General features: G+C 69.1%; 17 protein-coding genes and 3 tRNA genes. 17 read left to right on the forward strand and 3 right to left on the reverse strand.

All coding sequences use genetic code 11. The annotated features are described in order from the left end of the window. Nucleotides 1-122 precede the first annotated feature (122 nt). Nucleotides 123-207 (forward strand) — tRNA-OTHER (locus ACIPFH_RS01970). A 471-nt stretch (nucleotides 208-678) separates the two neighbouring features. Here the strand turns inward: ACIPFH_RS01970 and ACIPFH_RS01975 are convergent. Beyond that, a tRNA-Gly gene (locus ACIPFH_RS01975) sits at nucleotides 679-749 on the reverse strand. Between the two features lie 165 nt (nucleotides 750-914). On the opposite strand from ACIPFH_RS01975, the gene ACIPFH_RS01980 reads away from it, so the two are divergent. The 5 genes from ACIPFH_RS01980 (at nucleotide 915) to clpX (ending at nucleotide 6,160) form a co-directional block, all read left to right on the forward strand. Then, nucleotides 915-991, forward strand: a tRNA-Pro gene (locus ACIPFH_RS01980). Between the two features lie 311 nt (nucleotides 992-1,302). Then, on the forward strand, nucleotides 1,303-2,691 hold the full coding sequence (gene tig, locus ACIPFH_RS01985; RefSeq protein ID WP_356249117.1) for a trigger factor: 1,389 nt from the start codon (nucleotides 1,303-1,305) through the stop codon (nucleotides 2,689-2,691). 419 nt (nucleotides 2,692-3,110) lie between these two features. Beyond that, on the forward strand, nucleotides 3,111-3,716 hold the full coding sequence (locus tag ACIPFH_RS01990) for an ATP-dependent Clp protease proteolytic subunit (protein WP_028806515.1): 606 nt from the start codon (nucleotides 3,111-3,113) through the stop codon (nucleotides 3,714-3,716). A 292-nt stretch (nucleotides 3,717-4,008) separates the two neighbouring features. Beyond that, entirely contained in the window at nucleotides 4,009-4,689 is a 681-nt protein-coding gene (locus ACIPFH_RS01995) for an ATP-dependent Clp protease proteolytic subunit (RefSeq protein ID WP_401822133.1), read from the forward strand. A 181-nt stretch (nucleotides 4,690-4,870) separates the two neighbouring features. Then, nucleotides 4,871-6,160 carry an ATP-dependent Clp protease ATP-binding subunit ClpX gene (gene clpX, locus ACIPFH_RS02000; RefSeq protein ID WP_356249114.1) on the forward strand — a complete coding sequence of 430 codons (1,290 nt, stop codon included), beginning with the start codon at nucleotides 4,871-4,873 and terminating at the stop codon, nucleotides 6,158-6,160. 74 nt (nucleotides 6,161-6,234) lie between these two features. Here the strand turns inward: clpX and ACIPFH_RS02005 are convergent, their stop codons facing one another. After that, nucleotides 6,235-7,245, reverse strand: coding sequence for a hypothetical protein (locus ACIPFH_RS02005; protein WP_401822136.1), 1,011 nt, complete (start codon nucleotides 7,243-7,245; stop codon nucleotides 6,235-6,237). Between the two features lie 136 nt (nucleotides 7,246-7,381). Between ACIPFH_RS02005 and ACIPFH_RS02010 the strand changes: the two genes are divergently transcribed. The 11 genes from ACIPFH_RS02010 to ACIPFH_RS02060 all read left to right on the forward strand — a co-directional run bounded on the left by ACIPFH_RS02010 (nucleotide 7,382) and on the right by ACIPFH_RS02060 (nucleotide 22,845). Further along, complete coding sequence (locus ACIPFH_RS02010; RefSeq protein WP_401822139.1) at nucleotides 7,382-10,006, forward strand: valine--tRNA ligase; 2,625 nt, start codon at nucleotides 7,382-7,384, stop codon at nucleotides 10,004-10,006. Nucleotides 10,007-10,105: 99 nt separating this feature from the next. Then, nucleotides 10,106-11,638 (forward strand): bifunctional folylpolyglutamate synthase/dihydrofolate synthase, encoded by a 1,533-nt coding sequence (locus ACIPFH_RS02015; protein ID WP_401822141.1) that lies wholly within the window; start codon nucleotides 10,106-10,108, stop codon nucleotides 11,636-11,638. 10 nt (nucleotides 11,639-11,648) lie between these two features. Then, the gene (locus ACIPFH_RS02020) at nucleotides 11,649-12,014 is read left to right on the forward strand and encodes a DUF4233 domain-containing protein (protein ID WP_356249106.1); all 366 of its coding nucleotides are present in this window, start codon (nucleotides 11,649-11,651) and stop codon (nucleotides 12,012-12,014) included. Nucleotides 12,015-12,080: 66 nt separating this feature from the next. Continuing rightward, on the forward strand, nucleotides 12,081-12,494 hold the full coding sequence (gene ndk / locus ACIPFH_RS02025; RefSeq protein WP_351916909.1) for a nucleoside-diphosphate kinase: 414 nt from the start codon (nucleotides 12,081-12,083) through the stop codon (nucleotides 12,492-12,494). Between the two features lie 233 nt (nucleotides 12,495-12,727). After that, nucleotides 12,728-13,747 carry a rod shape-determining protein gene (locus tag ACIPFH_RS02030; protein WP_020127820.1) on the forward strand — a complete coding sequence of 340 codons (1,020 nt, stop codon included), beginning with the start codon at nucleotides 12,728-12,730 and terminating at the stop codon, nucleotides 13,745-13,747. A gap of 202 nt (nucleotides 13,748-13,949) precedes the next feature. Further along, on the forward strand, nucleotides 13,950-14,888 hold the full coding sequence (gene mreC / locus ACIPFH_RS02035; RefSeq protein WP_401822145.1) for a rod shape-determining protein MreC: 939 nt from the start codon (nucleotides 13,950-13,952) through the stop codon (nucleotides 14,886-14,888). 15 nt (nucleotides 14,889-14,903) lie between these two features. Next, nucleotides 14,904-15,575: a rod shape-determining protein MreD gene (mreD, locus tag ACIPFH_RS02040; RefSeq protein WP_356249099.1), complete on the forward strand. Its 672-nt coding sequence runs from the start codon at nucleotides 14,904-14,906 to the stop codon at nucleotides 15,573-15,575. 142 nt (nucleotides 15,576-15,717) lie between these two features. After that, nucleotides 15,718-17,967 (forward strand): penicillin-binding protein 2, encoded by a 2,250-nt coding sequence (mrdA, locus tag ACIPFH_RS02045; RefSeq protein WP_401822147.1) that lies wholly within the window; start codon nucleotides 15,718-15,720, stop codon nucleotides 17,965-17,967. Further along, the gene (rodA, locus tag ACIPFH_RS02050; RefSeq protein ID WP_401822150.1) at nucleotides 17,964-19,163 is read left to right on the forward strand and encodes a rod shape-determining protein RodA; all 1,200 of its coding nucleotides are present in this window, start codon (nucleotides 17,964-17,966) and stop codon (nucleotides 19,161-19,163) included. The genes mrdA and rodA overlap by 4 nt, the downstream gene beginning before the upstream one ends. Before the next feature lie 103 nt (nucleotides 19,164-19,266). Next, entirely contained in the window at nucleotides 19,267-20,772 is a 1,506-nt protein-coding gene (locus ACIPFH_RS02055; protein ID WP_401822152.1) for a CHAD domain-containing protein, read from the forward strand. A gap of 123 nt (nucleotides 20,773-20,895) precedes the next feature. Then, entirely contained in the window at nucleotides 20,896-22,845 is a 1,950-nt protein-coding gene (locus ACIPFH_RS02060) for a TIGR03960 family B12-binding radical SAM protein (protein ID WP_401822154.1), read from the forward strand. A gap of 51 nt (nucleotides 22,846-22,896) precedes the next feature. On the opposite strand, the gene arsM is transcribed toward ACIPFH_RS02060, so the two are convergent. Next, entirely contained in the window at nucleotides 22,897-23,790 is an 894-nt protein-coding gene (gene arsM / locus ACIPFH_RS02065; protein WP_401822157.1) for an arsenite methyltransferase, read from the reverse strand. Between the last annotated feature and the right edge of the window lie 81 nt (nucleotides 23,791-23,871).

The raw sequence follows: 23,871 nt of genomic DNA on the forward strand, positions 1-23,871 counted from the left end.
ACGATCAGGGGCGCAGGTGGCCATCCAGGCGAGTCGAAGGGCTCGACCTGAGCCGGTGCCCTGAGGCGTCACCCCGGTAAAAGGGATGGGCCCGCCGGTTTCTGAGTCAGTACGATCCGCCTGGCCATGAGTCGTTCAGCGGCCCAGGACGTCGCACTCGGGTTCGCCCCGATGCGGAAACCCCGGTTCGAATCCGGGCCGTGGCCACCCTTGGCACGTCTGCCCCACCTCGGGCTGCGGCCCCGCATCAACTCACCACAGGTCGATCACGGAGCGCTGTCGGTCAACGGGTGCTGTGCCTCGGCCGGTCGGTCGCCGGGGTTCGGCTTCGACCGTCGTCGTTCGCGGCTGTGGGTGTCAGTTGCCGGTGTCGGGAACCGGGGCGGACTCGACTCGGGCCCACCGCGCAGACTCACGTCCGTGGCGGACAGCCGCCAGCGTGAGCCCTGAAGCCAGGAAGCATCGCGTGATCGGGTCGTCTTCGGTGATCAGGAAGATCAGAAGCGGTAGAACGATCACGAGGTGCCAGTGGGGGTGATTCCACCGACTGCGACTGTTCTTGTCTGCCATCTCGCCCCTCCGTCAAGCGGCACCTTGGCTAGCGGTTGAACGCCCCCAGGAACGCCGAAGGCCCGGGGGAGAGGAAATCGACCTCTCACCCGGGCCTTCGTCGTACAGAGCGGGCGACGGGAATCGAACCCGCGTAGCTAGTTTGGAAGACTAGTGCTCTACCATTGAGCTACGCCCGCACATGACGCGCCGCAGGTCAGCCGACCCCGGCACTTCGAGCATCGTAGCGGTTCGGCACCCCCCGGCGCACACCCCGTTTGCCCGTCCGCCGCCGCCGGCCCCGCGGCTCGGTAAAAGCGGCGGTCAGACGGCTTGCGGCCATGTACCCTACGTGACGCACCAGACGGGGTGTGGCGCAGCTTGGTAGCGCGTCCGCTTTGGGAGCGGAAGGCCGTGGGTTCAAATCCCGCCACCCCGACCACCGACGGCCGTCGGCGGCCACCGCCGGCGCCCCGGGCCCGGACGGCGCCGGCCGCCCATCCGGACGACACCGGACATCACCGGCCGCGGACCCGGAAGGCACCGGCCCGAGAACGGCCATGACCGGCCGTCGTCGACCATCTGCGGGGCCACCTCGCTTGATCGCCTTTGGGGCGTGTCCTCGCTGCCGTTACTATGCAAGCTGCACGCCCGTATGCCTCAACCTCTGGTAGGTCCTCCGGGCGGCTAATCCGCGGGAGCCGGTCTGGCTCCGGCAGAAACCAAGAAGTCAGCCCCCAAGGAGACCGAACCGTGAAGAGCGCCGTGGAGACCCTGAACCCGACTCGGGTTCGGCTCAGCATCGAGGTGCCCTTCGAGGAGCTCAAGGACAGCCTCGACGCGGCGTACAAGAAGATCAACCAGCAGGTCACGGTGAAGGGCTTCCGCAAGGGCAAGATCCCCGCCCGGGTCATCGACCAGCGCTTCGGCCGTGGTGCCGTGCTGGAGGAGGCCGTCAACGACGCGCTGCCGAAGTTCTACACGGAGGCGGTCAACGAGGCCGAGATCGACGTCCTCGGCCAGCCCGAGGTCGACATCACGGAGCTGAAGGACGGCGAGACGCTGAACTTCACCGCCGAGGTCGACGTCCGTCCCGCCCTGGAGCTCCCGGAGGACTTCTCCTCCATCGAGGTCGAGGTCGACGCCGTCGAGGTGTCGGAGGAGGACATCGACAAGGCGGTCGAGCAGCTCCGCGAGCGCTTCGCCTCGACCTCCCCGGTCGAGCGCGCCGCCGAGGACGGCGACGTCGTGACGGTCGACCTGGAGGCCAAGGTCGACGGCGAGATCCTCGAGGACGGCGTCGCCAGCGGCGTCTCCTACACCATCGGCTCCGGCGAGCTGCTGGAAGGCATCGACGAGGCCGTCAAGGGCCTGGAGGCCGGTGGCGAGACCACCTTCACCTCCGAGCTCAAGGGCGGCTCGGCGGCCGGCAAGGAGGCCGAGGTCACCGTCAAGGTCACCCAGGTCGCCGCCCGCGAGCTCCCCGAGCTGGACGACGAGTTCGCGCAGCTCGCCTCCGAGTTCGACACCCTCGAGGAGCTCAAGGCGGACAGCCGCAAGCGCCTCGAGAACACGAAGCAGTACGACCAGGCCACGCAGGCCCAGGAGCGCGTCCTGGAGAAGCTGCTGGAGCTCGTCGAGGTGCCCGTCCCCGAGAAGCTGCTCGAGGACGAGGTCAACACCCGCAAGCACAACCTGGAGCACCACCAGCTCGGCCAGATGGGCCTCGACCTGGACAAGTACCTGGAGATCCAGGGCAAGTCCGCCGAGGAGTTCGAGACCGAGACCCGTGAGGCCGCGGTCAAGGGCATCAAGACCCAGTTCGTGCTCGACGAGCTCGTCAAGCGCGAGAAGCTGAACGTCAACCAGGAGGAGCTCACCGAGCACCTCATGCGCCGTGCCGCCTCCTCCGGCATGTCCCCCGACCAGTTCGCCCAGGCGGTCGTCGAGGGCGGCCAGGTTCCGCTCCTGGTCGGCGAGGTCGCCCGCGGCAAGGCTCTGGCCACGGTCGTCGAGTCCGCCACGGTGAAGGACACCAACGGCGAGGTCGTCGACCTGGACGACGACGAGGAAGACACCGAGGAGGCCGCTGCCGAGGCGGAGACCTCCGAGGAGAGCACCGAGGAGAAGACCGAGGCCTGAGCGGCCTCGCGTCAGCTCTGACGCAGACACGAGGGCCCCGGGGCGTATGCGCTCCGGGGCCCTTCTGTCATACGGCGGGATGACCCGGCGGGAGGTCCGGCGGGCTGACCGGCGGGTCGGACGTGGGGGCGGTCGGCGGGGCGGCCTGCGCACGGGCGCGGGGCGGGGTGCCGGTGTGCGGCTCCGCTGCGGAGCGCGACCGGCCGGGACCGTGTGCGTGACGGCCCGCGGCCACCGCGTGACGGGAGCCCCACGTCTACGCCCCCGGCGAACACCCTCCTCTCCGGGATTCCCCGAAGGGACCCGCGCGTTAGGGTCCATGAGTACGAGGGCAGGGGAGTCTCCGTTGCCCCCGGCAGTACACGTGAGACGGCCCCGGCGCCGTCGATAGACGAGCAGGTGGATACGTGACGAATCTGATGCCCACAGCCGCCGGCGACCCCATCGGTGGTGGCCTCGGCGACCAGGTCTACAACCGGCTGCTCGGCGAGCGGATCATCTTCCTCGGCCAGGCGGTCGACGACGACATCGCCAACAAGATCACTGCACAGCTGCTGCTCCTTGCCGCCGATCCGGACAAGGACATCTACCTCTACATCAACAGCCCCGGCGGCTCGATCACGGCCGGCATGGCGATCTACGACACGATGCAGTTCATCAAGAACGACGTGGTGACCATCGCCATGGGCCTCGCGGCCTCCATGGGTCAGTTCCTGCTGAGCGCGGGCACTCCCGGCAAGCGCTTCGCGCTGCCGAACGCCGAGATCCTCATCCACCAGCCCTCCGCGGGTCTGGCCGGCTCGGCATCCGACATCAAGATCCACGCCGAGCGGCTGCTGCACACCAAGAAGCGCATGGCCGAGCTGACCTCCCAGCACACCGGCCAGACGGTCGAGCAGGTCACCCGCGACTCGGACCGCGACCGCTGGTTCGACGCGTTCGAGGCCAAGGAGTACGGCCTCATCGACGACGTCATCCCGACGGCTGCCGGCATGCCGGGCGGCGGCGGGACCGGGGCGGCCTGAGGACCACTGACGGCAGCGTGGCCCCACAGGATGCCCCGCGGAGCCCCTTGAGCCCTTTCCGGAGCCTCCGGAAGCCCGTTGGACCCCAGCGGACTTCCGGGAGCCGCACAGAGGGCCCGGGACCCCGGGGAGCTCCCTCCGGGGTTCCAGGAGGGCTTCAGGAGCCCCTGGGGACCTCTCAGGGCCCGCCGAGGCCGCTGAGGTCCTCCCGGGCCGCCAAGGCCTCGGAAGCCGTCAGTGCCCCACCCAGCCCCTCCAGCCACCCGCCCCAGCCCTCTTTCCAGGAGACACCGTGAACGACTTCCCCGGCAGCGGCCTCTTCGCCCGCACCGAGGCCGAGTACACCGGCCCTCGCGCCGAATCCCGCTACGTCATCCCGCGCTTCGTCGAGCGCACCTCGCAGGGCGTCCGCGAGTACGACCCGTACGCGAAGCTCTTCGAGGAGCGCGTGATCTTCCTCGGCGTGCAGATCGACGACGCCTCCGCCAACGACGTCATGGCGCAGCTGCTGTGCCTGGAGTCGATGGACCCCGACCGGGACATCTCGGTCTACATCAACAGCCCCGGCGGTTCCTTCACGGCGCTGACCGCGATCTACGACACGATGCAGTTCGTGAAGCCCGACATCCAGACGGTCTGCATGGGTCAGGCGGCCTCCGCCGCCGCGATCCTGCTCGCCGCCGGTACGCCGGGCAAGCGCATGGCGCTGCCGAACGCGCGCGTGCTGATCCACCAGCCGTACAGCGAGACCGGCCGCGGTCAGGTCTCCGACCTGGAGATCGCCGCCAACGAGATCCTCCGGATGCGCGCGCAGCTGGAGGACATGCTGGCCCAGCACTCGACCACGCCGATCGAGAAGATCCGCGAGGACATCGAGCGCGACAAGATCCTCACGGCCGAGGACGCGCTGGCGTACGGCCTGATCGACCAGATCATCTCGACCCGCAAGCTGAACAACAACTCGCTCGTTTGACGCACGCGGTCGTCCCGTTCGGCGCCCCTCGGCACGGTGTGACACGGTCCACGTCACAGTGAACCGTGCCAAGGGGGGCCCGAACGGGGGGCCAGGCAAGGTACCGTCGGAATAAGGCAGCACCAGGAGCCGCTGGATTCGTAAGCGTCCAGTCGTCTCCCAGGCGAAGGGGAAGCACACCGTGGCACGCATCGGTGACGGCGGCGATCTGCTCAAGTGCTCGTTCTGCGGCAAGAGCCAGAAGCAGGTCAAGAAGCTCATCGCAGGGCCCGGTGTGTACATCTGCGACGAGTGCATCGATCTCTGCAACGAGATCATCGAGGAAGAGCTCGCGGAGACGAGCGAGGTCCGCTGGGAGGAACTTCCCAAGCCGCGCGAGATCTACGAGTTCCTCGAGGGCTACGTGGTGGGCCAGGAGCCCGCCAAGAAGGCCCTGTCGGTAGCGGTGTACAACCACTACAAGCGCGTCCAGGCAGGTGAGAACGGCGGTGCCCAAAGCCGCGAGGACGCCATCGAGTTGGCGAAGTCCAACATCCTCCTGCTCGGCCCCACCGGCTCGGGCAAGACGCTCCTGGCGCAGACCCTGGCGCGCATGCTGAACGTCCCGTTCGCGATCGCCGACGCCACGGCGCTGACCGAGGCGGGTTACGTCGGCGAGGACGTCGAGAACATCCTGCTGAAGCTGATCCAGGCGGCCGACTACGACGTCAAGAAGGCCGAGACCGGGATCATCTACATCGATGAGATCGACAAGGTCGCGAGGAAGAGTGAAAACCCCTCCATCACCCGCGACGTGTCGGGCGAGGGCGTGCAGCAGGCCCTGCTGAAGATCCTGGAGGGCACCACCGCCTCGGTCCCGCCGCAGGGCGGCCGCAAGCACCCGCACCAGGAGTTCATCCAGATCGACACGACGAACGTGCTGTTCATCGTGGGCGGCGCCTTCTCGGGCCTGGAGAAGATCATCGAGACCCGGGCCGGCGCCAAGGGCATCGGCTTCGGCGCGACGATCCGCTCCAAGCGCGAGCTGGAGTCCAAGGACCAGTTCGAGGCCGTCATGCCGGAGGACCTGGTCAAGTTCGGCATGATCCCGGAGTTCATCGGCCGTCTCCCGGTCATCACCTCGGTCCACAACCTGGACCGCGAGGCGCTCCTCCAGATCCTGATCGAGCCGCGCAACGCGCTGGTGAAGCAGTACCAGCGGCTCTTCGAACTCGACGGTGTGGAGCTGGACTTCGAGCGTGAGGCCCTGGAGGCCATCGCCGACCAGGCCATCCTCCGCCAGACCGGCGCGCGCGGTCTGCGCGCCATCATGGAGGAGGTCCTCCAGGCGGTCATGTACGAGGTCCCGTCCCGCAAGGACGTGGCCCGCGTCGTGATCACGGCGGACGTCGTCCTCTCCAACGTCAACCCGACCCTGATCCCGCGCGACGCGCGCGGCGGTCGCGGCCCGGGCGAGCAGAAGACCGCCTGATCCGTACGCGTACGACGAAGGGGCCCCGGTCGACCGACCGGGGCCCCTTCGTCGTCGAGCAGTGGTCCGCGGCGTCAGGCCTTGACGCGGACCTGGTCGCGCAGCTTCGTGGTGATGTCGACCGCCGCGTCCTTGGTGATGCTCTTCGTGTTGTCGCCCGGAGACACCATGGCGATCGTGCTGTAGTCGGACCAGACGCAGAACCAGTCGGTCGATTCCTTCTTGGTCAGCGAGTTGGTGCTCTTCGTCGACTGGCACTTCATGAGCGCGCCGTCGATGTCGGCCTCCTCGGGCTGGCCGATCAGCTCGGTCTTGCCCTGACCGCCGGTCGACGAGCTGGAGGAGTCGCTGTCCTCGAGTTCCTTCTGGATGGCGGCGAAGTACTTGTCCAGGGCGGCTTCGGGGTCCGCGATCTCGCCGTAACCGCCCAGCATCGTGATGCCCTTGGCGGTGAGCAGTTCCGCCTCGCCGGGCAGGTCGGCGGGGTCGGGGTTCTGCGGGTCGTAGTCGCCGAAGTCGGCCGTGGACCATTGCCCGACGACGGCCTTGCCGCCCTTGACGCCACTGGCCGTCAGATATTTGGTGGTGTCCGAGTCGCTGCTCTCGCCGCCCTTGCCGACCTGCTTGTACTCGGTGAGGAGGGTCGCCGGGGTGTCCAGCTTGTGCGCGCCGTCGTCCTTCAGACCGCCGGCGCTGCCTCCGAGCACGAAGTACGCGCCCACACCGATCGCCGCCACGACGGCGACCGCGCCGATGATGATGCCCGCCTTCTTGCCGCCGCCGCTCGGCGCCGGGGGCTGCGGGACGCCGTAGGGAGGCTGGCCGTAGGGCGGCTGCTGGCCGTAAGGGGGCTGGGGCTGGCCGTACGGCGGCTGCTGGCCGTAGGGCGGGGTCGGGGCCTGCGGGGGGACGCCCTGCGGGGGCGGGGCCGGGTAGCCGTAACCGGGCTGCGGAGCGGGGGGCTGCTGGGGGTGGCCATAGCCGGGCTGGGGTGCCTGCGGCGGCTGGCCGTACGGACCCGGTTGGCCGTACGGTCCGGGCTGCTGGGGCTGCCCGCCGTACGGGCCCGGCTGGTTGTGACTCATTTCTGGGTTCCCCTCCAGATGCTTATGTGATTTTCACATCCTGGCTCAAAGCCAACACCTGCACGGCGGCGGGGCCCCCACCGTTACAGAGCAAACACGTTTCGGGACGGCCCCGTGACACCCCTAAACTGGGCCCGTGACCGAGAACGCTCAGCAGCAGCCATCAGCGCCCCACACCGAACTGCCGACCCAGTACGCGCCGGCCGACGTAGAGGGGCCGCTGTACGAGCGCTGGGTGGAGCGGGGCTACTTCGAGGCCGACGCCAAGAGCGAGAAGCCTCCGTACACGATCGTCATCCCGCCGCCGAACGTCACGGGCAGCCTGCACCTGGGGCACGCCTTCGAGCACACCCTCATCGACGCCCTCACCCGCCGCAAGCGAATGCAGGGCTTCGAGACGCTGTGGCAGCCCGGCATGGACCACGCCGGCATCGCGACGCAGAACGTCGTCGAGCGGGAGCTGGGCAAGGAGGGCAAGTCCCGGCACGACCTCGGCCGTGAGGCGTTCGTCGAGCGCGTCTGGCAGTGGAAGGGCGAGTCCGGCGGCCAGATCAGCGGCCAGATGCGCCGCCTGGGAGACGGCGTCGCGTGGTCGCGCGAGCGCTTCACCATGGACGAGGGCCTGTCCCAGGCCGTCCAGACCATCTTCAAGCGGCTCTACGACGACGAGCTCATCTACCGCGCCGAGCGCATCATCAACTGGTGTCCGCGCTGTCTCACCGCGATCTCCGACATCGAGGTCGAGTACCAGGACGACGACGGCGAGCTCGTCTCCATGAAGTACGGCGAGGGGGACGACACCATCGTCGTCGCCACGACCCGCGCCGAGACGATGCTCGGCGACACGGCCGTCGCCGTCCACCCCGACGACGAGCGCTACCGGCACCTGGTCGGGAAGCAGATCCGCCTGCCGCTGACCGACCGGTCCATCCCGGTCGTCGCCGACACGCACGTTGACCCGGCGTTCGGCACGGGCGCGGTCAAGGTGACCCCGGCCCACGACCCGAACGACTTCGAGATCGGCCAGCGCCACGACCTGCCGTCCCTCACCATCATGGACGAGCACGCCGTCATCACGGCCCACGGCCCCTTCCAGGGTCTGGACCGGCTCGAGGCCCGCTCCGCCATCGTCGCCGCCCTGCGCGCCGAAGGCCGGATCGTCGCCGAGAAGCGGCCGTACGCCCACTCCGTCGGCCACTGCTCGCGCTGCAAGACCACCATCGAGCCGCGCCTGTCCATGCAGTGGTGGGTCAAGGTCGGCCCGCTGGCGAAGGCCGCCGGTGATGCCGTCCGTGACGGCCGCGTCAAGATCCACCCCCAGGAGATGGAGAAGCGCTACTTCGACTGGGTCGACAACCTCCACGACTGGTGCATCTCGCGGCAGTTGTGGTGGGGGCACCGCATCCCGGTCTGGTACGGGCCTCAAGGCGAGGTCATCTGCGTCGGACCCGACGACAAGGCGCCGACCGGCGAGGGCTGGCGTCAGGACACCGACGTCCTCGACACCTGGTTCTCCTCCGGCCTGTGGCCGTTCTCCACGCTCGGCTGGCCCGAACAGACCGAGTCGCTTGCGAAGTTCTACCCGAACTCCGTCCTGGTCACCGGCTACGACATCCTCTTCTTCTGGGTCGCCCGGATGATGATGTTCGGCCTGTACGCGATGGACGGCACCCCGCCGTTCCACACCATCGCCCTGCACGGCATGGTCCGCGACCAGTTCGGCAAGAAGATGTCGAAGTCTTTCGGGAACGCGGTCAACCCGCTGGACTGGATGGACAAGTACGGCTCCGACGCGCTCCGGTTCACTCTGGCCCGTGGCGCCAATCCCGGCGTCGACGTCCCGATCGGCGAGGACTGGGTCCAGGGATCACGCAACTTCGCCAACAAGATCTGGAACGCGACGCGATTCGCGTTGATGAACGGCGCCACGGTCGACGGTCCGCTGCCGGACGTCTCGGAGATGTCGGCGACCGACCGCTGGATCCTCTCCCGCCTCAACTCCGTCGTCGCTGAAGTGGACGCGCTCTACGAGGACTTCCAGTTCGCGAAGCTCTCCGACGCGCTGTTCCACTTCGCCTGGGACGAGGTCTTCGACTGGTACGTCGAGCTGTCCAAGACGACGTTCATGGCCGGCGGCGAGCCCGCGAAGGTCTCCGGCCGCGTCCTCGGCGAGGTCCTCGACGTCACTCTCAAGCTGCTGCACCCGGTGGTCCCGTTCGTCACCGAGACGCTGTGGACCACGCTCACCGGTGGCGAGTCCGTCGTCATCGCCGAGTGGCCCAAGGACAGCGGCTTCCGGGACGCGGCAGCCGAGAAGGAGATCGAGAGCCTCCAGTCGGTCATCACCGAGGTCCGCCGCTTCCGTGCCGACCAGGGTCTCCAGCCGGGCCAGCGGGTCCCCGCCCGCCTGACGCTCGACGGCACGGCGCTGGCGCCGCACGAGGCCGCCATCCGCCAGCTCCTGCGCCTCCAGCCGGAGGGCGACAGCTTCTCGGCGACGGCGACCCTGCCCGTCGCCGGTGCCACGGTCGCGCTGGACCTGTCCGGCACGATCGACGTGGCCGCGGAGCGCAAGCGCCTGGCCAAGGATCTGGCCGCGGCCGAGAAGGAGAAGGCCCAGGCCAACGCCAAGCTCGGCAACGAGGCGTTCCTCGCGAAGGCCCCGGACAACGTGGTCGAGAAGATCCGTACCCGCCTCGCCAAGGCGGACGAGGACATCGCCCGGATCCATGCCCAGCTGGAGCGCCTGCCGCAGGTGTGAGGCCGGCGCAAGGCGCCACGACGACGAAGGCCCCCGGGACCGGTACGGTCCCGGGGGCCTTCGCCCACCTCTGTCACCGGCCGTCCGTAGACTGGCCCCGTGAGCGAGCTCCCCCCGAACGGCAACCCAGACGACCTGCCCGCCCCCTTCGACCCCCTCGATCCCTTCGACGAGATCATCGCCGAGGAGACCGACCGAGACCCCGATCTCGCGGTCATCGAAGCCGGCAGCCGTACCCTCCGCACCCAGGGCGCCGCGCCGCAGGCCGACGTGCCCACGCGTCCCGAGAACCCCGAGGTCGACAAGGCCCTGCGCGAGGTCGAGGCGGAACTGGCCACCCGCTGGGGCGAGACCAAGCTGGAGCCGTCGGTCAGCCGTATCGCCGCGCTGATGGACGTACTGGGGGACCCGCAGCGCTCGTACCCCTCGATCCACATCACCGGGACGAACGGCAAGACGTCCACCGCCCGCATGATCGAGGCGCTTCTCAACGCCTTCGAGCTGCGTACGGGCCGGTACACCTCCCCGCACGTCCAGTCGATCACCGAGCGGATCAGCCTGGACGGCGCGCCGATCTCCGCCGAGCGGTTCGTCGAGACGTACCAGGACGTCAAGCCGTACGTCGAGATGGTCGACGGCATGCAGGAGTACCGGCTGTCCTTCTTCGAGGTGCTCACCGGCATGGCGTACGCCGCCTTCTCGGACGCGCCGGTCGACGTCGCCGTCGTGGAAGTGGGGATGGGCGGGGTCTGGGACGCCACCAACGTCATCGACGGTGACGTCGCCGTCGTCACGCCCATCGACCTCGACCACACCGACCGGCTCGGGGAGACGACCGCCGAGATCGCCGCCGAGAAGGGCGGGATCATCAAGCAGGACGCCACCGTCATCCTGGCCCAGCAGCCGGTCGACGCGGCACAGGTGCTGCTGAAGAAGGCCGTCGAGGTCGACGCGACCGTGGCCAGGGAAGGGCTGGAGTTCGGCGTCGTCGCACGCCAGGTCGCCGTCGGCGGGCAGCTGGTCACCCTGCGCGGCCTGGGCGGCGAGTACCCCGAGGTGTACCTGCCCCTGCACGGCCCCTACCAGGCGCACAACGCGGCCGTCGCGCTCGCCGCCGTCGAGGCGTTCTTCGGAGTCGGCTCCCAGCGTCCCGAACCGCTCGACACCGACACGGTCCGCAAGGCCTTCGCGGCCGTCTCCTCGCCGGGCCGCCTCGAAGTCGTACGGCGTTCCCCGACCGTGGTCCTCGACGCCGCCCACAACCCGGCCGGTGCCCGGGCCACCGCCGAGGCCGTCAGTGAGGCCTTCGACTTCAGCCGGCTGATCGGTGTGGTCGGGGCCAGCGGCGACAAGAACGTACGGGGGCTCCTGGAAGCCTTCGAGCCGATCTTCGCGGAGGTCGTCGTCACCCAGAATTCCAGCCACCGCGCGATGGACGCCGACGAGCTGGCCGCGATCGCCGTCGAGGTGTTCGGCGACGACCGGGTCCAGGTCGAGCCGAGGCTGCCCGACGCTCTGGAGGCGGCGGTCACGCTCGCCGAGGAGGAGGGCGAGTTCGCCGGCGGCGCGGTGCTGGTCACCGGTTCCGTCATCACGGTCGGCGAGGCCCGGCTGCTCCTCGGAAAGGGCTGAGGTCCCCACCATGCGTACGCTCTGCTCCTCGACCCTGATCGGCGAGTTCTTCGTCATCGGCTTCGCCGGCCTGGTCGCGATGAAGGACGCCGACCTGTCCACCTCCACGGTGTGGACGGTGTGCGGCGTCGCCATGCTCTTCAGCGTGCTGCTGTGCGGCATGGTCACCCGGCCCGGGGGCGTCGCCCTCGGCTGGGCGCTGCAGATCGCCCTCGTCGCGTCCGGCTTCTTCGTCCCGATCATGTTCTTCCTGGGGGTGCTCTTCGGGGCCCTGTGGTGGGCGTCCGTGCACTTCGGGCGCAAGGTCGACGAGGCGAAGGCGCGCTTCGCCGCCCAGGCCGCCGCAGCCTCTCCGGATACCGCTGACGCTGCGTGACAGCTGCCCGGACACGCCCTGTAACCTCATCCCACCGCACACACCGGCAGTAGAAGGAGTCACCTCGTGAGCCAGCGCACCCTCGTCCTGCTCAAGCCCGACGCCGTCCGTCGTGGCCTGACCGGCGAGATCATCAGCCGTATCGAGCGCAAGGCCGGCTGGCAGATCACCGCGCTGGAGCTGCGGACCCTGGACCAGGACACGCTGGAGCAGCACTACGGAGAGCACAAGGGCAAGCCCTTCTACGAGCCGCTGGTGGAGTTCATGGCCTCCGGTCCGGTCGTCGCGCTGATCGTCGAGGGCGAGCGGGTCATCGAGGGTGTGCGCGCGCTCGCCGGTCCGACCGACCCGATCGCCGCCGCCCCCGGTTCCATCCGCGGCGACTTCGGTGTGATCGTGCGTGAGAACCTGATCCACGCCTCCGACTCCGAGGAGTCCGCGGAGCGCGAGGTGAAGATCTTCTTCCCCGGCCGGGTCTGATTTCCGGCGACGGCCGACGCGCCTGAAGCGGGCGATCGAGGGAACGTGAGCCCCCGAACGCCCCTCTCCAGAAGCGAACCCACACAGCATCTGCAAACAATGGCGGAGACCGCTCCGCAGTGTCCGTGCAGGCGCGTTTACGATGGAAGCCTTCACGTCACAGCACCCACCTCGCCGACCTGATAAGCCCTCAAAGCTCATGGAAGGCCAGTCGAATCCTGATGGGGAACTCAATGTCGTTCATCGGCCGTGACATGGCTGTCGACCTCGGGACCGCCAACACGCTGGTGTACGTCAGGGGTCGCGGGATCGTACTCAACGAGCCGTCCGTCGTCGCGATCAACACCAACACCGGTGGCATCCTCGCGGTCGGCGCCGAAGCGAAGAAGATGATCGGGCGCACGCCCGGCAACATCGTTGCCGTGCGTCCGCTGAAGGACGGCGTGATCGCCGACTTCGAGATCACCGAGCGGATGCTCCGCTACTTCATCCTGAAGATCCACAAGCGGCGGTATCTGGCTAGGCCGCGGGTCGTCGTCTGTGTGCCCTCGGGCATCACGGGCGTCGAGCGCCGCGCCGTCATCGAGGCGTCGACCCAGGCCGGCGCCCGTCAGGTGCACATCATCGAGGAGCCCATGGCCGCGGCCATCGGCTCCGGCCTGCCGGTCCACGAGGCCACGGGCAACATGGTGGTGGACATCGGGGGCGGCACCACGGAGGTCGCGGTCATCTCGCTCGGCGGCATCGTCACCGCCCAGTCCATCCGCGTAGCGGGCGATGAACTGGACAACGCGATCATCCAGCACATCAAGAAGGAGTACAGCCTCCTCCTCGGTGAGCGGACGGCCGAACAGATCAAGATCACGATCGGTTCGGCCTACGACCTCGACGACGACCAGCACACCGAAATCCGCGGCCGGGACCTCGTCTCCGGGCTGCCCAAGACCGTCGTCATCTCGGCCGCCGAAGTGCGCAAGGCGATCGAGGAACCGGTCAACGCGATCGTCGACGCCGTGAAGACCACCCTCGACAAGTGTCCGCCGGAGCTGTCCGGCGACATCATGGACCGTGGCATCGTTCTGACCGGCGGCGGAGCCCTGCTGCGCGGTCTGGACGAGCGGCTGCGCCGGGAGACCGGCATGCCGATCCACATCGCCGAGGACCCGCTGGACAGCGTGGCGCTCGGCTCCGGGAAGTGCGTGGAGGAGTTCGAGGCGCTCCAGCAGGTCCTGGACGCGGCACCCCGCAGATGACGTAACGCTTCGATTCCGCCGTACGGGATGATCGCCTCTCGTGCGGCGGATCGTTGATATTGAGGCATAAGCTCCCACAAAGCGCCCTTGGCCATCTTGGCCCGGGGCTACCCCAATTCCCGACCCGCTTCGTGACACCCGCTTCCTGACAACTGATTCCTGTTCTTGGTTTTTCTCTCGAGGAAGGGCACGGCCGCCGCACGTGAGGGACACACGAGAGAGCCGGCTGCTCCTGGTGCTGCTGATCGCCGTAGCGTTCGCGCTGATCACGGTGGACATCCGGGGCGGGGAGGACTCCCCGGTCGACGGTGCCCGGCAGGCCGCGGCCGCGGCCTTCGGACCGATCGAGAACGGAGTGTCGTCGGCGGTGGATCCGGTCGGCAACGCCGTCTCCGCGGTCCGTGACTCCGGTGAGCGCCATGACCGGCTCACCGATCTGGAGAAGGAGAACGCGGCTCTCAAGGCGAAGCTCGGCAGCGACGACCGCAACCGCAGCCGGCTGGCGCAGCTCGACAACATGCTGAAGATCGCCGGCACCGGCCAGTACGGCATCAAGGGCGCGGAGGTCATCGCGATAGGAGCGGCCCAGGGCTTCTCCTGGACCATCACCATCGACGTCGGCGCGAACGACGGCGTCAGGCGCGACATGACGGTCCTGAACGGGGAAGGCCTGGTCGGGCGGGTCACCACCGTCGGCCCCCACACCGCCACCGTGCTGCTGGCCAACGACCCCGACTTCACCGTCGGCACCCGGATGGAGGCGTCCGACGAGCTCGGCTTCGCCTCCGGACAGGGCGACCGGCCGCTGCGCGTCGAACTCCTCAACGGCAAGGCCGACGTGAAGAAGGGTGACCGGCTCGTCACCTTCGGCTCGCAGGCCGACAAGCCCTTCGTGCCGGGCGTCCCCGTCGGCGTCGTCTCCCGCGTCGACCCCTCCGGCGGCGACCTCACCCGCACCCTCTACGTCACGCCGTACGTCAGCTTCACCAAGCTCGACATCGTGGGCGTGGTCGTCGAGGCCCCGAAGAAGGACCCGCGCGACACCGTGCTCCCCTCGAAGCCCAAACCGGTCCCCACGCCGACGGTGACCGTCACGGTCACTCCGAACGCGAACGCACCCGTAGACGGCCAGCAGCAGTAGGAGCTGACAACCCCCATGCGCGTCAACCGGATCCTGCTCTCCGTCCCGCTGATCGTCGTCGCCCTGGTGATCCAGGTGAGCGTCCTCGCCCGCCTCCACCTCCCCGGCGCCGTCCCCGACCTCCTCCTGCTCACCGTCCTGGGCCTGGCCATGGTCTACGGCCATGTCGGCGGTGCCCTCATCGGCTTCGGCGCCGGTCTGCTCGCCGACCTGGCACCCCCCGCCGACCACGCCGCCGGGCGCTACGCCCTCGTGCTGTGCGTGATCGGCTACCTCGCCGGACTCATCAAGCCCGAGAGCGGGCAGATCAAGTCCGCCACCGGCCCGATGGTCGTGGTCGTCGGCGCGGCGATCGGCTCCACCCTGCTGTACGCCGGGGTGGGCGCCCTCGTCGGCGACACCGCCGCCCGCCATGTCGGCCTCACCGGGCTGCTGTTCACGGCCGCCCTGTACGACCTGCTGCTGGCCCCGTTCGTCGTCCCCGCGATCATGTTCCTGGCGCGGCGCGCCGACAACGACCCCCTCGCCGAGACCAACTCCGCCGCCAAGAGCCCGGACATCTCCTCCGGTTGGCTCTCCTCGGGGACGGGGCTGAGGATCGGCGGGCAGCGCGGCGGACTCAAGCTGAGGGCGGCCAAGTCGCGGGCGACCCGGGCGGGGCGGATCAAGGGGGTCAAGCGGCTGTGAACGCGGGTGCCCGCGCGCGCAGCGCGCCAGTGGATGAATCACCCGAACGGGGAAGGAAGGGCGGAACGAGGCCTCACAGGCTGATCGTTCATCATTCGTCCGCGCACACACGTTCGCGCACTGAGAGGGGGAGCGAGCCGCAGTGACCAACATTCCCGAGACCGGCCGGACACCACGGGTCCAGATCAGGCTGGTCGTGATCCAGATCCTCGTCCTCTCCCTGCTCGGCACCCTCGGCGGCCGCCTGTGGTACCTCCAGATCCGGGAGGGCGCGACGTATGCCAAGGAGGCCTCCGGCAACCACGTCCAGCAGGTCGTGGAGCCCGCCGTACGCGGCTCGATCCTGGACGCGCGCGGGGTGCCCCTCGCCGACAACGAGACGCGGCTCGTGGTCTCCGCCTCCCGCACCGACCTGCTGAAGCAGAAGGACGACGGCAAGGCGGTCCTGGCCAAGCTCGCGGGCGTCCTCGGCATGAAGCCCGAGGAGGTCGCGCAGAAGGTCCGGCTGTGCGACGCGAAGACGCCCCAGCCCTGTTGGAACGGCTCGCCGTACCAGCCGATCCCCATCACCGACGAGGCCACCGCCAAGCAGGCCCTCCAGATCCGCGAGCGCGCCGAGGACTTCCCCGGCGTCACCGCGGAGCCCGAGGCCGTGCGTCGTTACGCGGCCCCCGGGAACGCCAACACCGCCCAGGTCCTCGGTTACCTCTCCCCGGTCACGGACGAGGAGATCACCAAGGCCCAGGACACCGACTCGCCCTACCTGCGCTCCGACCAGGTCGGCCGCAGTGGCCTGGAGCGCCAGTACGACAAGGAGCTGCGCGGCAAGGCCGGCGTCACCCGCTACGAGGTCGACAACCTCGGCCGCGTCATCGGCGAGGCCGAGGCGGACGCGGCGCAGCCCGGCTCCAACCTCGTCACCAGCATCGACGCCCGCGTCCAGCGGGTCGCCGAGTACGAGCTGAACAACGCGATGAAGATCGCCCGCACCCAGTTCGACAAGATCACCGGCGAGAACTACAAGGCCGACTCCGGAGCCGTCGTGGTGATGGAGGCCAAGACCGGCCGGGTCGTCGCCATGGCGTCCGCCCCGGCCTACGACCCGAACGTCTGGGTCGGCGGCATCTCCGCCAAGGACTACAAGAAGCTCACCGGGAAGAACTCCGACTACCCGCTGCTCAACCGGGCCATACAGGGTCAGTCCGCGCCCGGTTCGACCTTCAAGGTGGTCTCCACGGCCGCCGCGGTGGAGGCGGGCTACGAGTGGGACGGCGGCTACCCGTGCACCAGCTCGTACTCGGTGGGCGGCCAGGTCTTCAAGAACTTCGAGGGGGAGAGCTTCGGCCCCATCTCGCTCGGCCGGGCCCTCGAGGTCTCCTGCGACACCGTCTTCTACGGCCTCGCGGACCGGGAGTGGAAGAGGGACGGCGGCATCAACCCGAAGAAGGGTGAGCCGAAGGACTACTTCTACAAGGCCGCCCACCAGTTCGGCCTCGGCAAGGAGACCGGCATCGACCTGCCCAACGAGGTCACCGGCCGCGTCCCGGACCGCCAGTGGAAGGAGTCCTACTGGAAGGCCAACAAGGACTCCTGGTGCAAGTCCGGCAAGAAGGACGGCACTTACGTCGAGAAGATCGCGTACGAGAACTGCCTCGAGGGCAACAAGATGCGCGAGGGTGACTCGATCAACTACTCCATCGGCCAGGGCGACACGCTCGTCACCCCGATCCAGGAGGCCGTGATCTACGGGGCGCTCGCCAACGGCGGCACGATGTACACCCCGACCATCGGCAAGGCGATCGTCAGCGCCGACGGCAGGACCGTCCAGGAGATCAAGCCCAAGGTCCAGGGCAAGCTGCCGGTAGACAAGGCGACGATCAAGGGCATGGACGCCGCGCTGGAGGGTGTGGTCACCCGCGGTACCGCCGCCTGGAAGTTCGGCGGCTGGCCCCAGGAGGAGATCCCGCTGCACGCCAAGACCGGTACCGCGGAGGTCTACGGCAAGCAGACGACGTCCTGGCTCGCCACGTACAGCAAGGACTACACGGTCGTCATGACGATCGCCCAGGCCGGTACCGGCTCGGGCGCGTCCGGTGAGGCCGTGCGCCACATCTACAACGCGATGTACGGCGTCGCCGACGACGGCAAGGTCGACAAGAAGAACGCCCTGCTGCCCACCCCGCAGACCAGCCTGCCGAAGGTCCAGGCGGACGGCACGATCAAGTCCCCGAAGGTCTCCAAGGACCCGGCGAAGGAGCAGCGCGCCAGCCAGGAGACCGCGCCGGAGCCGGACGGGACGCAGACGGCGGCCACCGTGCAGCAGAACACCAGCACCAACCGTGACACCCGCAGGCGACGGCGGAAGAGGGGAAGCCGGAGGATGTGCACATGACCGGCGCGAACGGTTTCTCCGTCTCCGGATACGGGCCCGAGCGGGCCGGCTGGACCCGGGTCTTCGCCCGGGACTCGCTGGCCCGGCGGCTGGACTGGCCGATACTGATGTCGGCGATCGCCCTGTCGCTGATCGGCTCGCTCCTGGTCTACTCGGCGACCCGCAACCGCACCGAGATCAACCAGGGCGACCCCTACTACTTCCTCATCCGGCACCTCATGAACACCGGCATCGGCATCTGCCTGATGATCGGCACGGTCTGGCTCGGTCACCGCACCCTGCGCAACGCGGTACCGGTGCTCTACGGCCTCTCGCTCATGGGGATCCTGGCGGTGCTGACGCCGCTGGGCTCGACGGTCAACGGCGCGCACTCCTGGATCGTGGTCGGCGGCGGCTTCTCGCTCCAGCCCTCGGAGTTCGTGAAGATCACGATCATCCTGGGCATGGCGATGCTGCTCGCGGCCCGGGTCGACGCGGGCGACAAGCTCTACCCCGACCACCGCACGGTGCTCCAGGCGCTCGGGCTCGCGGCCGTCCCCATGCTGATCGTGATGCTGATGCCCGACCTCGGGTCCGTCATGGTCATGGTGATGATCGTGCTGGGCGTGCTGCTGGCCTCCGGCGCCTCCAACCGCTGGGTCTTCGGACTGCTCGGCGCGGGCGCGGCCGGCGCGATCGCCGTCTGGCAGCTGCACATCCTGGACGAATACCAGATCGCCCGCTTCGCCGCCTTCGCCAACCCCAGCCTCGACCCCGCGGGCGTCGGCTACAACACCAACCAGGCGCGGATCGCGATCGGCTCCGGCGGCCTCACCGGCGCCGGGCTGTTCCACGGCTCACAGACGACGGGTCAGTTCGTCCCGGAACAGCAGACGGACTTCGTCTTCACCGTGGCCGGCGAGGAACTGGGCTTCCTGGGCGCGGGCCTGATCGTCGTCCTGCTCGGTGTGGTCCTCTGGCGCGCCTGCCGCATAGCGCGTGAGACGACGGAGCTGTACGGCACCATCGTCGCCGCGGGCATCGTGGCCTGGTTCGCCTTCCAGTCGTTCGAGAACATCGGGATGACCCTGGGGATCATGCCGGTGACAGGTCTGCCGCTGCCGTTCGTCTCCTACGGCGGCACGTCGATGTTCGCGGTCTGGGTGGCGGTGGGGCTGCTTCAGTCCATCCGGGTGCAACGGCCCATGTCGGCGTAGGAGAGGCGAGAGAGCGCCGGACCTACTGCTTTCCCCTGGCGCGGTCGCGAATCGGGTCCGGCGCACTCTGCCGTTCGGACCCGACTCGGACTAGGTTCGGTTCATGACGGAGACGAAACGCGAGATCGAGCGCAAGTACGAATCCGATGAGAGCGGGCTGCCCGACCTGACCGGTGCCGGCGGCGTCGCTTCGGTCCTCGACAGAGGCGTCGCCGAGTTGGACGCGACCTACTACGACACCTCCGACCTGCGCCTGGCCTCGGCCTCGATCACATTGCGTCGCCGCACCGGGGGCTCCGACGCCGGCTGGCACCTGAAACTGCCGGTGGGACCCGGCGTCCGGGACGAGATCCGGGCCCCCCTCTCCGACGCCGTGCCGGACGAGCTCGCCGGACTGGTCCGCTCCCGCGTTCGCGAGGGACAACTCGTGCCCGTGATGCGACTGCGCTCCAGCCGCGACGTCCGCGACCTCGTCGACGCCCGAGGACGGCTGCTCGCCGAGGCCAGCGTGGACGCCGTCCGCGCGGACAGGCTGTTCGGCGGTGAGGGCAGCGCCCAGTGGACCGAGATCGAGGTGGAGCTCGCCGACGGCGGCGACCCGGCCCTCCTCGACAAGGTGGAGAAGCGGCTGCGCAAGGCGGGCGTGCGGCCGTCGAAGTCGGCGTCGAAACTGGCGCGGGCGCTGACGGAGACCAAGGGCGGGCATCCGCGGCCGAAGAACAAGGGGCCCGCCGAGCCCGTCACCGCCGGAGACCACGTGCTGGCGTACGTCCGTGCCCAGCGCGACGCGATCGTCGAGCTGGACCCGGCCGTGCGCCAGGACGCCGAAGAGGCGATCCACGACATGCGGGTCGCCACCCGTCGGCTGCGCAGCACGTTCCGCTCCTTCCCCAAGGTCCTCGACCGGACAGTCACCGACCCGATCGGCGCCGAACTGAAATGGCTGGCTGGGGAGCTGGGCGTGGGCCGCGACCACGAGGTGCTGGCCGAGCGGCTGCGCGCGGCCCTCGACGAACTGCCCTCCGCCCTGGTCTCCGGCCCGGTCCACGACCGGCTGCGCACCTGGACCAAGGCCGCCGAGCACCGTTCCCGCCACCGACTGCTCGGCGTACTCGACTCGCAGCGCTACCTGACGCTCCTCGACACCCTGGACGCCGTGGTCGCCGACCCGCCGACGCTCAAGACCGCCGCCAAGAAGCCGGACAAGGTGCTCGCCAAGGCCGTACGCAAGGACTTCGGAAAGGTGACGGCGCTGGTCGAGGAGGCCATGGAGCAGCCGCCCGGCCGTGATCGCGACGAAGCCATGCACGAGGCGCGCAAGAAGGCCAAGCGGACCCGCTACGCCGCGGAGACGGCCACCCCGGCGATCGGCGGTGCGGCCAAGGGCCTCGCCAAGTCCATGAAGTCGTTGCAGAGCCTGCTCGGCGAGCACCAGGACAGCGTCATGGCCCGCCAGACCCTGCGCGAGCTGTCGGCCGTGGCGCACGCGGCGGGGGAGAGCGCCTTCACCTACGGGTTGCTGTACGGCCGTGAGGAGGGACGGGCGGAGCGGGCGGAGGAGGCGCTGCCGGAGGTGTGGCAGACCACGCGGGCGTCGATGAAGGTCTAGGCCGGTTCACGGCGGGTCCTTTTGCGGGCGGGGGAGTCCCTCGGTCGGGTTAGGCTTGATGGTCTCCCTCCCCCAGCCTTCGGCCGGGGGCGCCCCCGGTCCGCTCACGAAGGTAACCCCGCGATGTCTGTCGAGTCGGTCTTCCCGCAGCTCGAAGCTCTGCTCCCGCATGTGCAGAAGCCGATCCAGTACGTGGGCGGCGAGCTCAACTCCACCGTCAAGCCCTGGGAGTCCTGCGACGTCCGCTGGGCCCTCATGTACCCGGACGCGTACGAGGTCGGGCTGCCCAACCAGGGCGTCATGATCCTCTACGAGGTGCTGAACGAGCAGGAGGGCGTCCTCGCCGAGCGCACGTACAGCGTGTGGCCGGACCTGGAGGCGCTGATGCGGGAGCACGCCGTCCCGCAGTTCACCGTGGACGGCCACCGTCCGGTGAAGGCCTTCGACGTGTTCGGGCTGTCCTTCTCCACGGAGCTGGGCTACACGAACATGCTGACGGCGCTGGACCTGGCGGGCATCCCGCTGGAGTCCAAGGACCGCGGTCTCGACGACCCGATCGTGCTGGCGGGCGGCCACGCGGCCTTCAACCCCGAGCCGGTCGCCGACTTCATCGACGCGGCGGTCATCGGCGACGGCGAGCAGGCCGTGCTGGACATGACGAAGATCATCCGCGAGTGGAAGGCGGAGGGCCGGCCGGGCGGCCGCGAGGAGGTCCTCTTCCGTCTCGCGAAGACGGGCGCGGTGTACATCCCGCGGTTCTACGACGTCGAGTACCTGCCGGACGGCCGGATCGCCCGGGTGGTCCCGAACAAGTCGGGCGTTCCGTGGCGCGTGTCGAAGCACACGGTCATGGACCTGGACGAGTGGCCCTACCCCAAGCAGCCGCTGGTCCCGCTCGCCGAGACGGTCCACGAGCGCATGTCGGTGGAGATCTTCCGCGGCTGCACCCGCGGCTGCCGCTTCTGCCAGGCCGGCATGATCACGCGCCCGGTGCGCGAGCGGTCGATCACCGGCATCGGCGACATGGTGGAGAAGGGGCTGAAGGCGACCGGCTTCGAGGAGGTCGGCCTGCTCTCGCTGTCGAGCGCCGACCACAGCGAGATCGGTGAGGTCGCGAAGGGCCTCGCGGACCGCTACGAGGCGGACAAGATCGGCCTGTCCCTCCCCTCCACCCGTGTGGACGCCTTCAACGTCGACCTGGCGAACGAACTGACGCGCAACGGCCGCCGGTCGGGCCTGACCTTCGCCCCGGAGGGCGGCTCGGAGCGCATGCGCAAGGTCATCAACAAGATGGTCTCCGAAGAGGACCTGATCCGGACGGTCTCCACCGCGTACGGCAACGGCTGGCGCCAGGTGAAGCTGTACTTCATGTGCGGTCTTCCGACCGAGACGGACGAGGACGTCCTCCAGATCGCCGACATGGCGATGAAGGTGATCGCCGAGGGCCGCAAGGTCTCCGGCCAGAACGACATCCGCTGCACGGTGTCGATCGGCGGGTTCGTGCCGAAGCCCCACACCCCCTTCCAGTGGGCGCCGCAGCTCTCCGCCGAGGAGACGGACGCGCGTCTGCAGAAGCTCCGCGACAAGATCCGCGGCGACAAGAAGTACGGCCGCTCGATCGGCTTCCGCTACCACGACGGCAAGCCCGGCATCGTCGAGGGCCTCCTCTCACGCGGCGACCGCCGCATCGGCGCCGTCATCCGCGCCGTCTACGAGGACGGCGGCCGCTTCGACGGCTGGCGCGAGCACTTCTCCTACGACCGCTGGATGGCCTGCGCGGACAAGACGCTGCCCGCCTTCGGCGTGGACGTCGACTGGTACACGACACGCGAGAAGTCCTACGAGGAGGTCCTGCCCTGGGACCACCTGGACTCCGGCCTGGACAAGGACTGGCTCTGGGAGGACTGGCAGGACGCCCTCGACGAGACAGAGGTCGAGGACTGCCGCTGGACGCCCTGCTTCGATTGTGGGGTGTGCCCGGCGATGGACACCCATATCCAGATCGGTCCGACGGGTCAGAAGCTGCTGCCGTTGACGGTGAAGCAGCCGGCGGGGACCGGGCACGCGCACTGAGTCCGTGACCGAGCCCCCCTTCCCGCGCGGAGGGGGGCTCGGTCGTGTCCGTCAGTTTTCGCAGCCGCACCCGGAGGCGGTCTTCGCCGCGCCGACGCTCATGGTCGGGTCCGCCGACGTCTCGGCGTCGGTGCAACAGGCGTTCACTCCGCAGCAGACGTCCGTCGGTGTGGCCGCCTGGGCGCCGGGCTCGGAGCCGGCCGGCTTGGAGGCGCGGACGATGGCCGAGTGCATGCCGTCGGCCACGGAGTGCGTCGGCCTGATCTCGACGTCCGTGAAGCCCGCCGCCTCCAGTCCCGCGCGGTACTCCGCGAAGGAGAGCGCGCCGGCGATGCAGCCGACGTAGTCGCCGCGCTCCGCCCGCTGGGCGGGGGTCAGGGAGTCGTCGGCCACCACGTCGGACACGCCGATCCGGCCGCCGGGCCTGAGCACGCGGTACGTCTCGGTGAAGACGGCGGGCTTGTCGGTGGACAGGTTGATCACACAGTTGGAGATCACGACGTCGACGGTGTTCGCGGGCAGGGGGATGGCCTCGATCGTGCCCTTGAGGAACTCCACGTTCGTCGCGCCGGCCTTCGCCGCGTTGGTGAGTGCCAGGGCGAGCATCTCGTCCGTCATGTCGACGCCGTACGCCTTGCCGGTGGGGCCGACGCGGCGGGCGGACAGCAGGACGTCGATGCCGCCGCCGGAGCCGAGGTCGAGGACGCGTTCGCCCTCGCGCAGTTCGGCGACGGCGGTCGGGTTGCCGCATCCCAGAGAGGCGGCGACGGCTTCGGCGGGCAGGGTCTCGCGTTCGTCGGTGGCGTAGAGGGCCGACCCGAAGTTCTCGTCGGATTCCACGGGCTGGGGCCCGCAGCAACCGTCTCCGCCCTCGGTGACCTGCACGGCCGCCGCCGCGTACCGCCGGCGAACGGTTTCCCTCAGATCGGTGGACTGCTCTGACATGTCTCGCTCCTGGATGGCCGGTGATGACCAGTGATCACCCGTTGGGCGGCCGATAGCTGGTTGGGCGTGGTGCCGCCCTGA

The sequence above is a fragment of the Streptomyces sp. NPDC088157 genome, assembly GCF_044741545.1.
Taxonomy (GTDB): Bacteria; Actinomycetota; Actinomycetes; order Streptomycetales; family Streptomycetaceae; genus Streptomyces.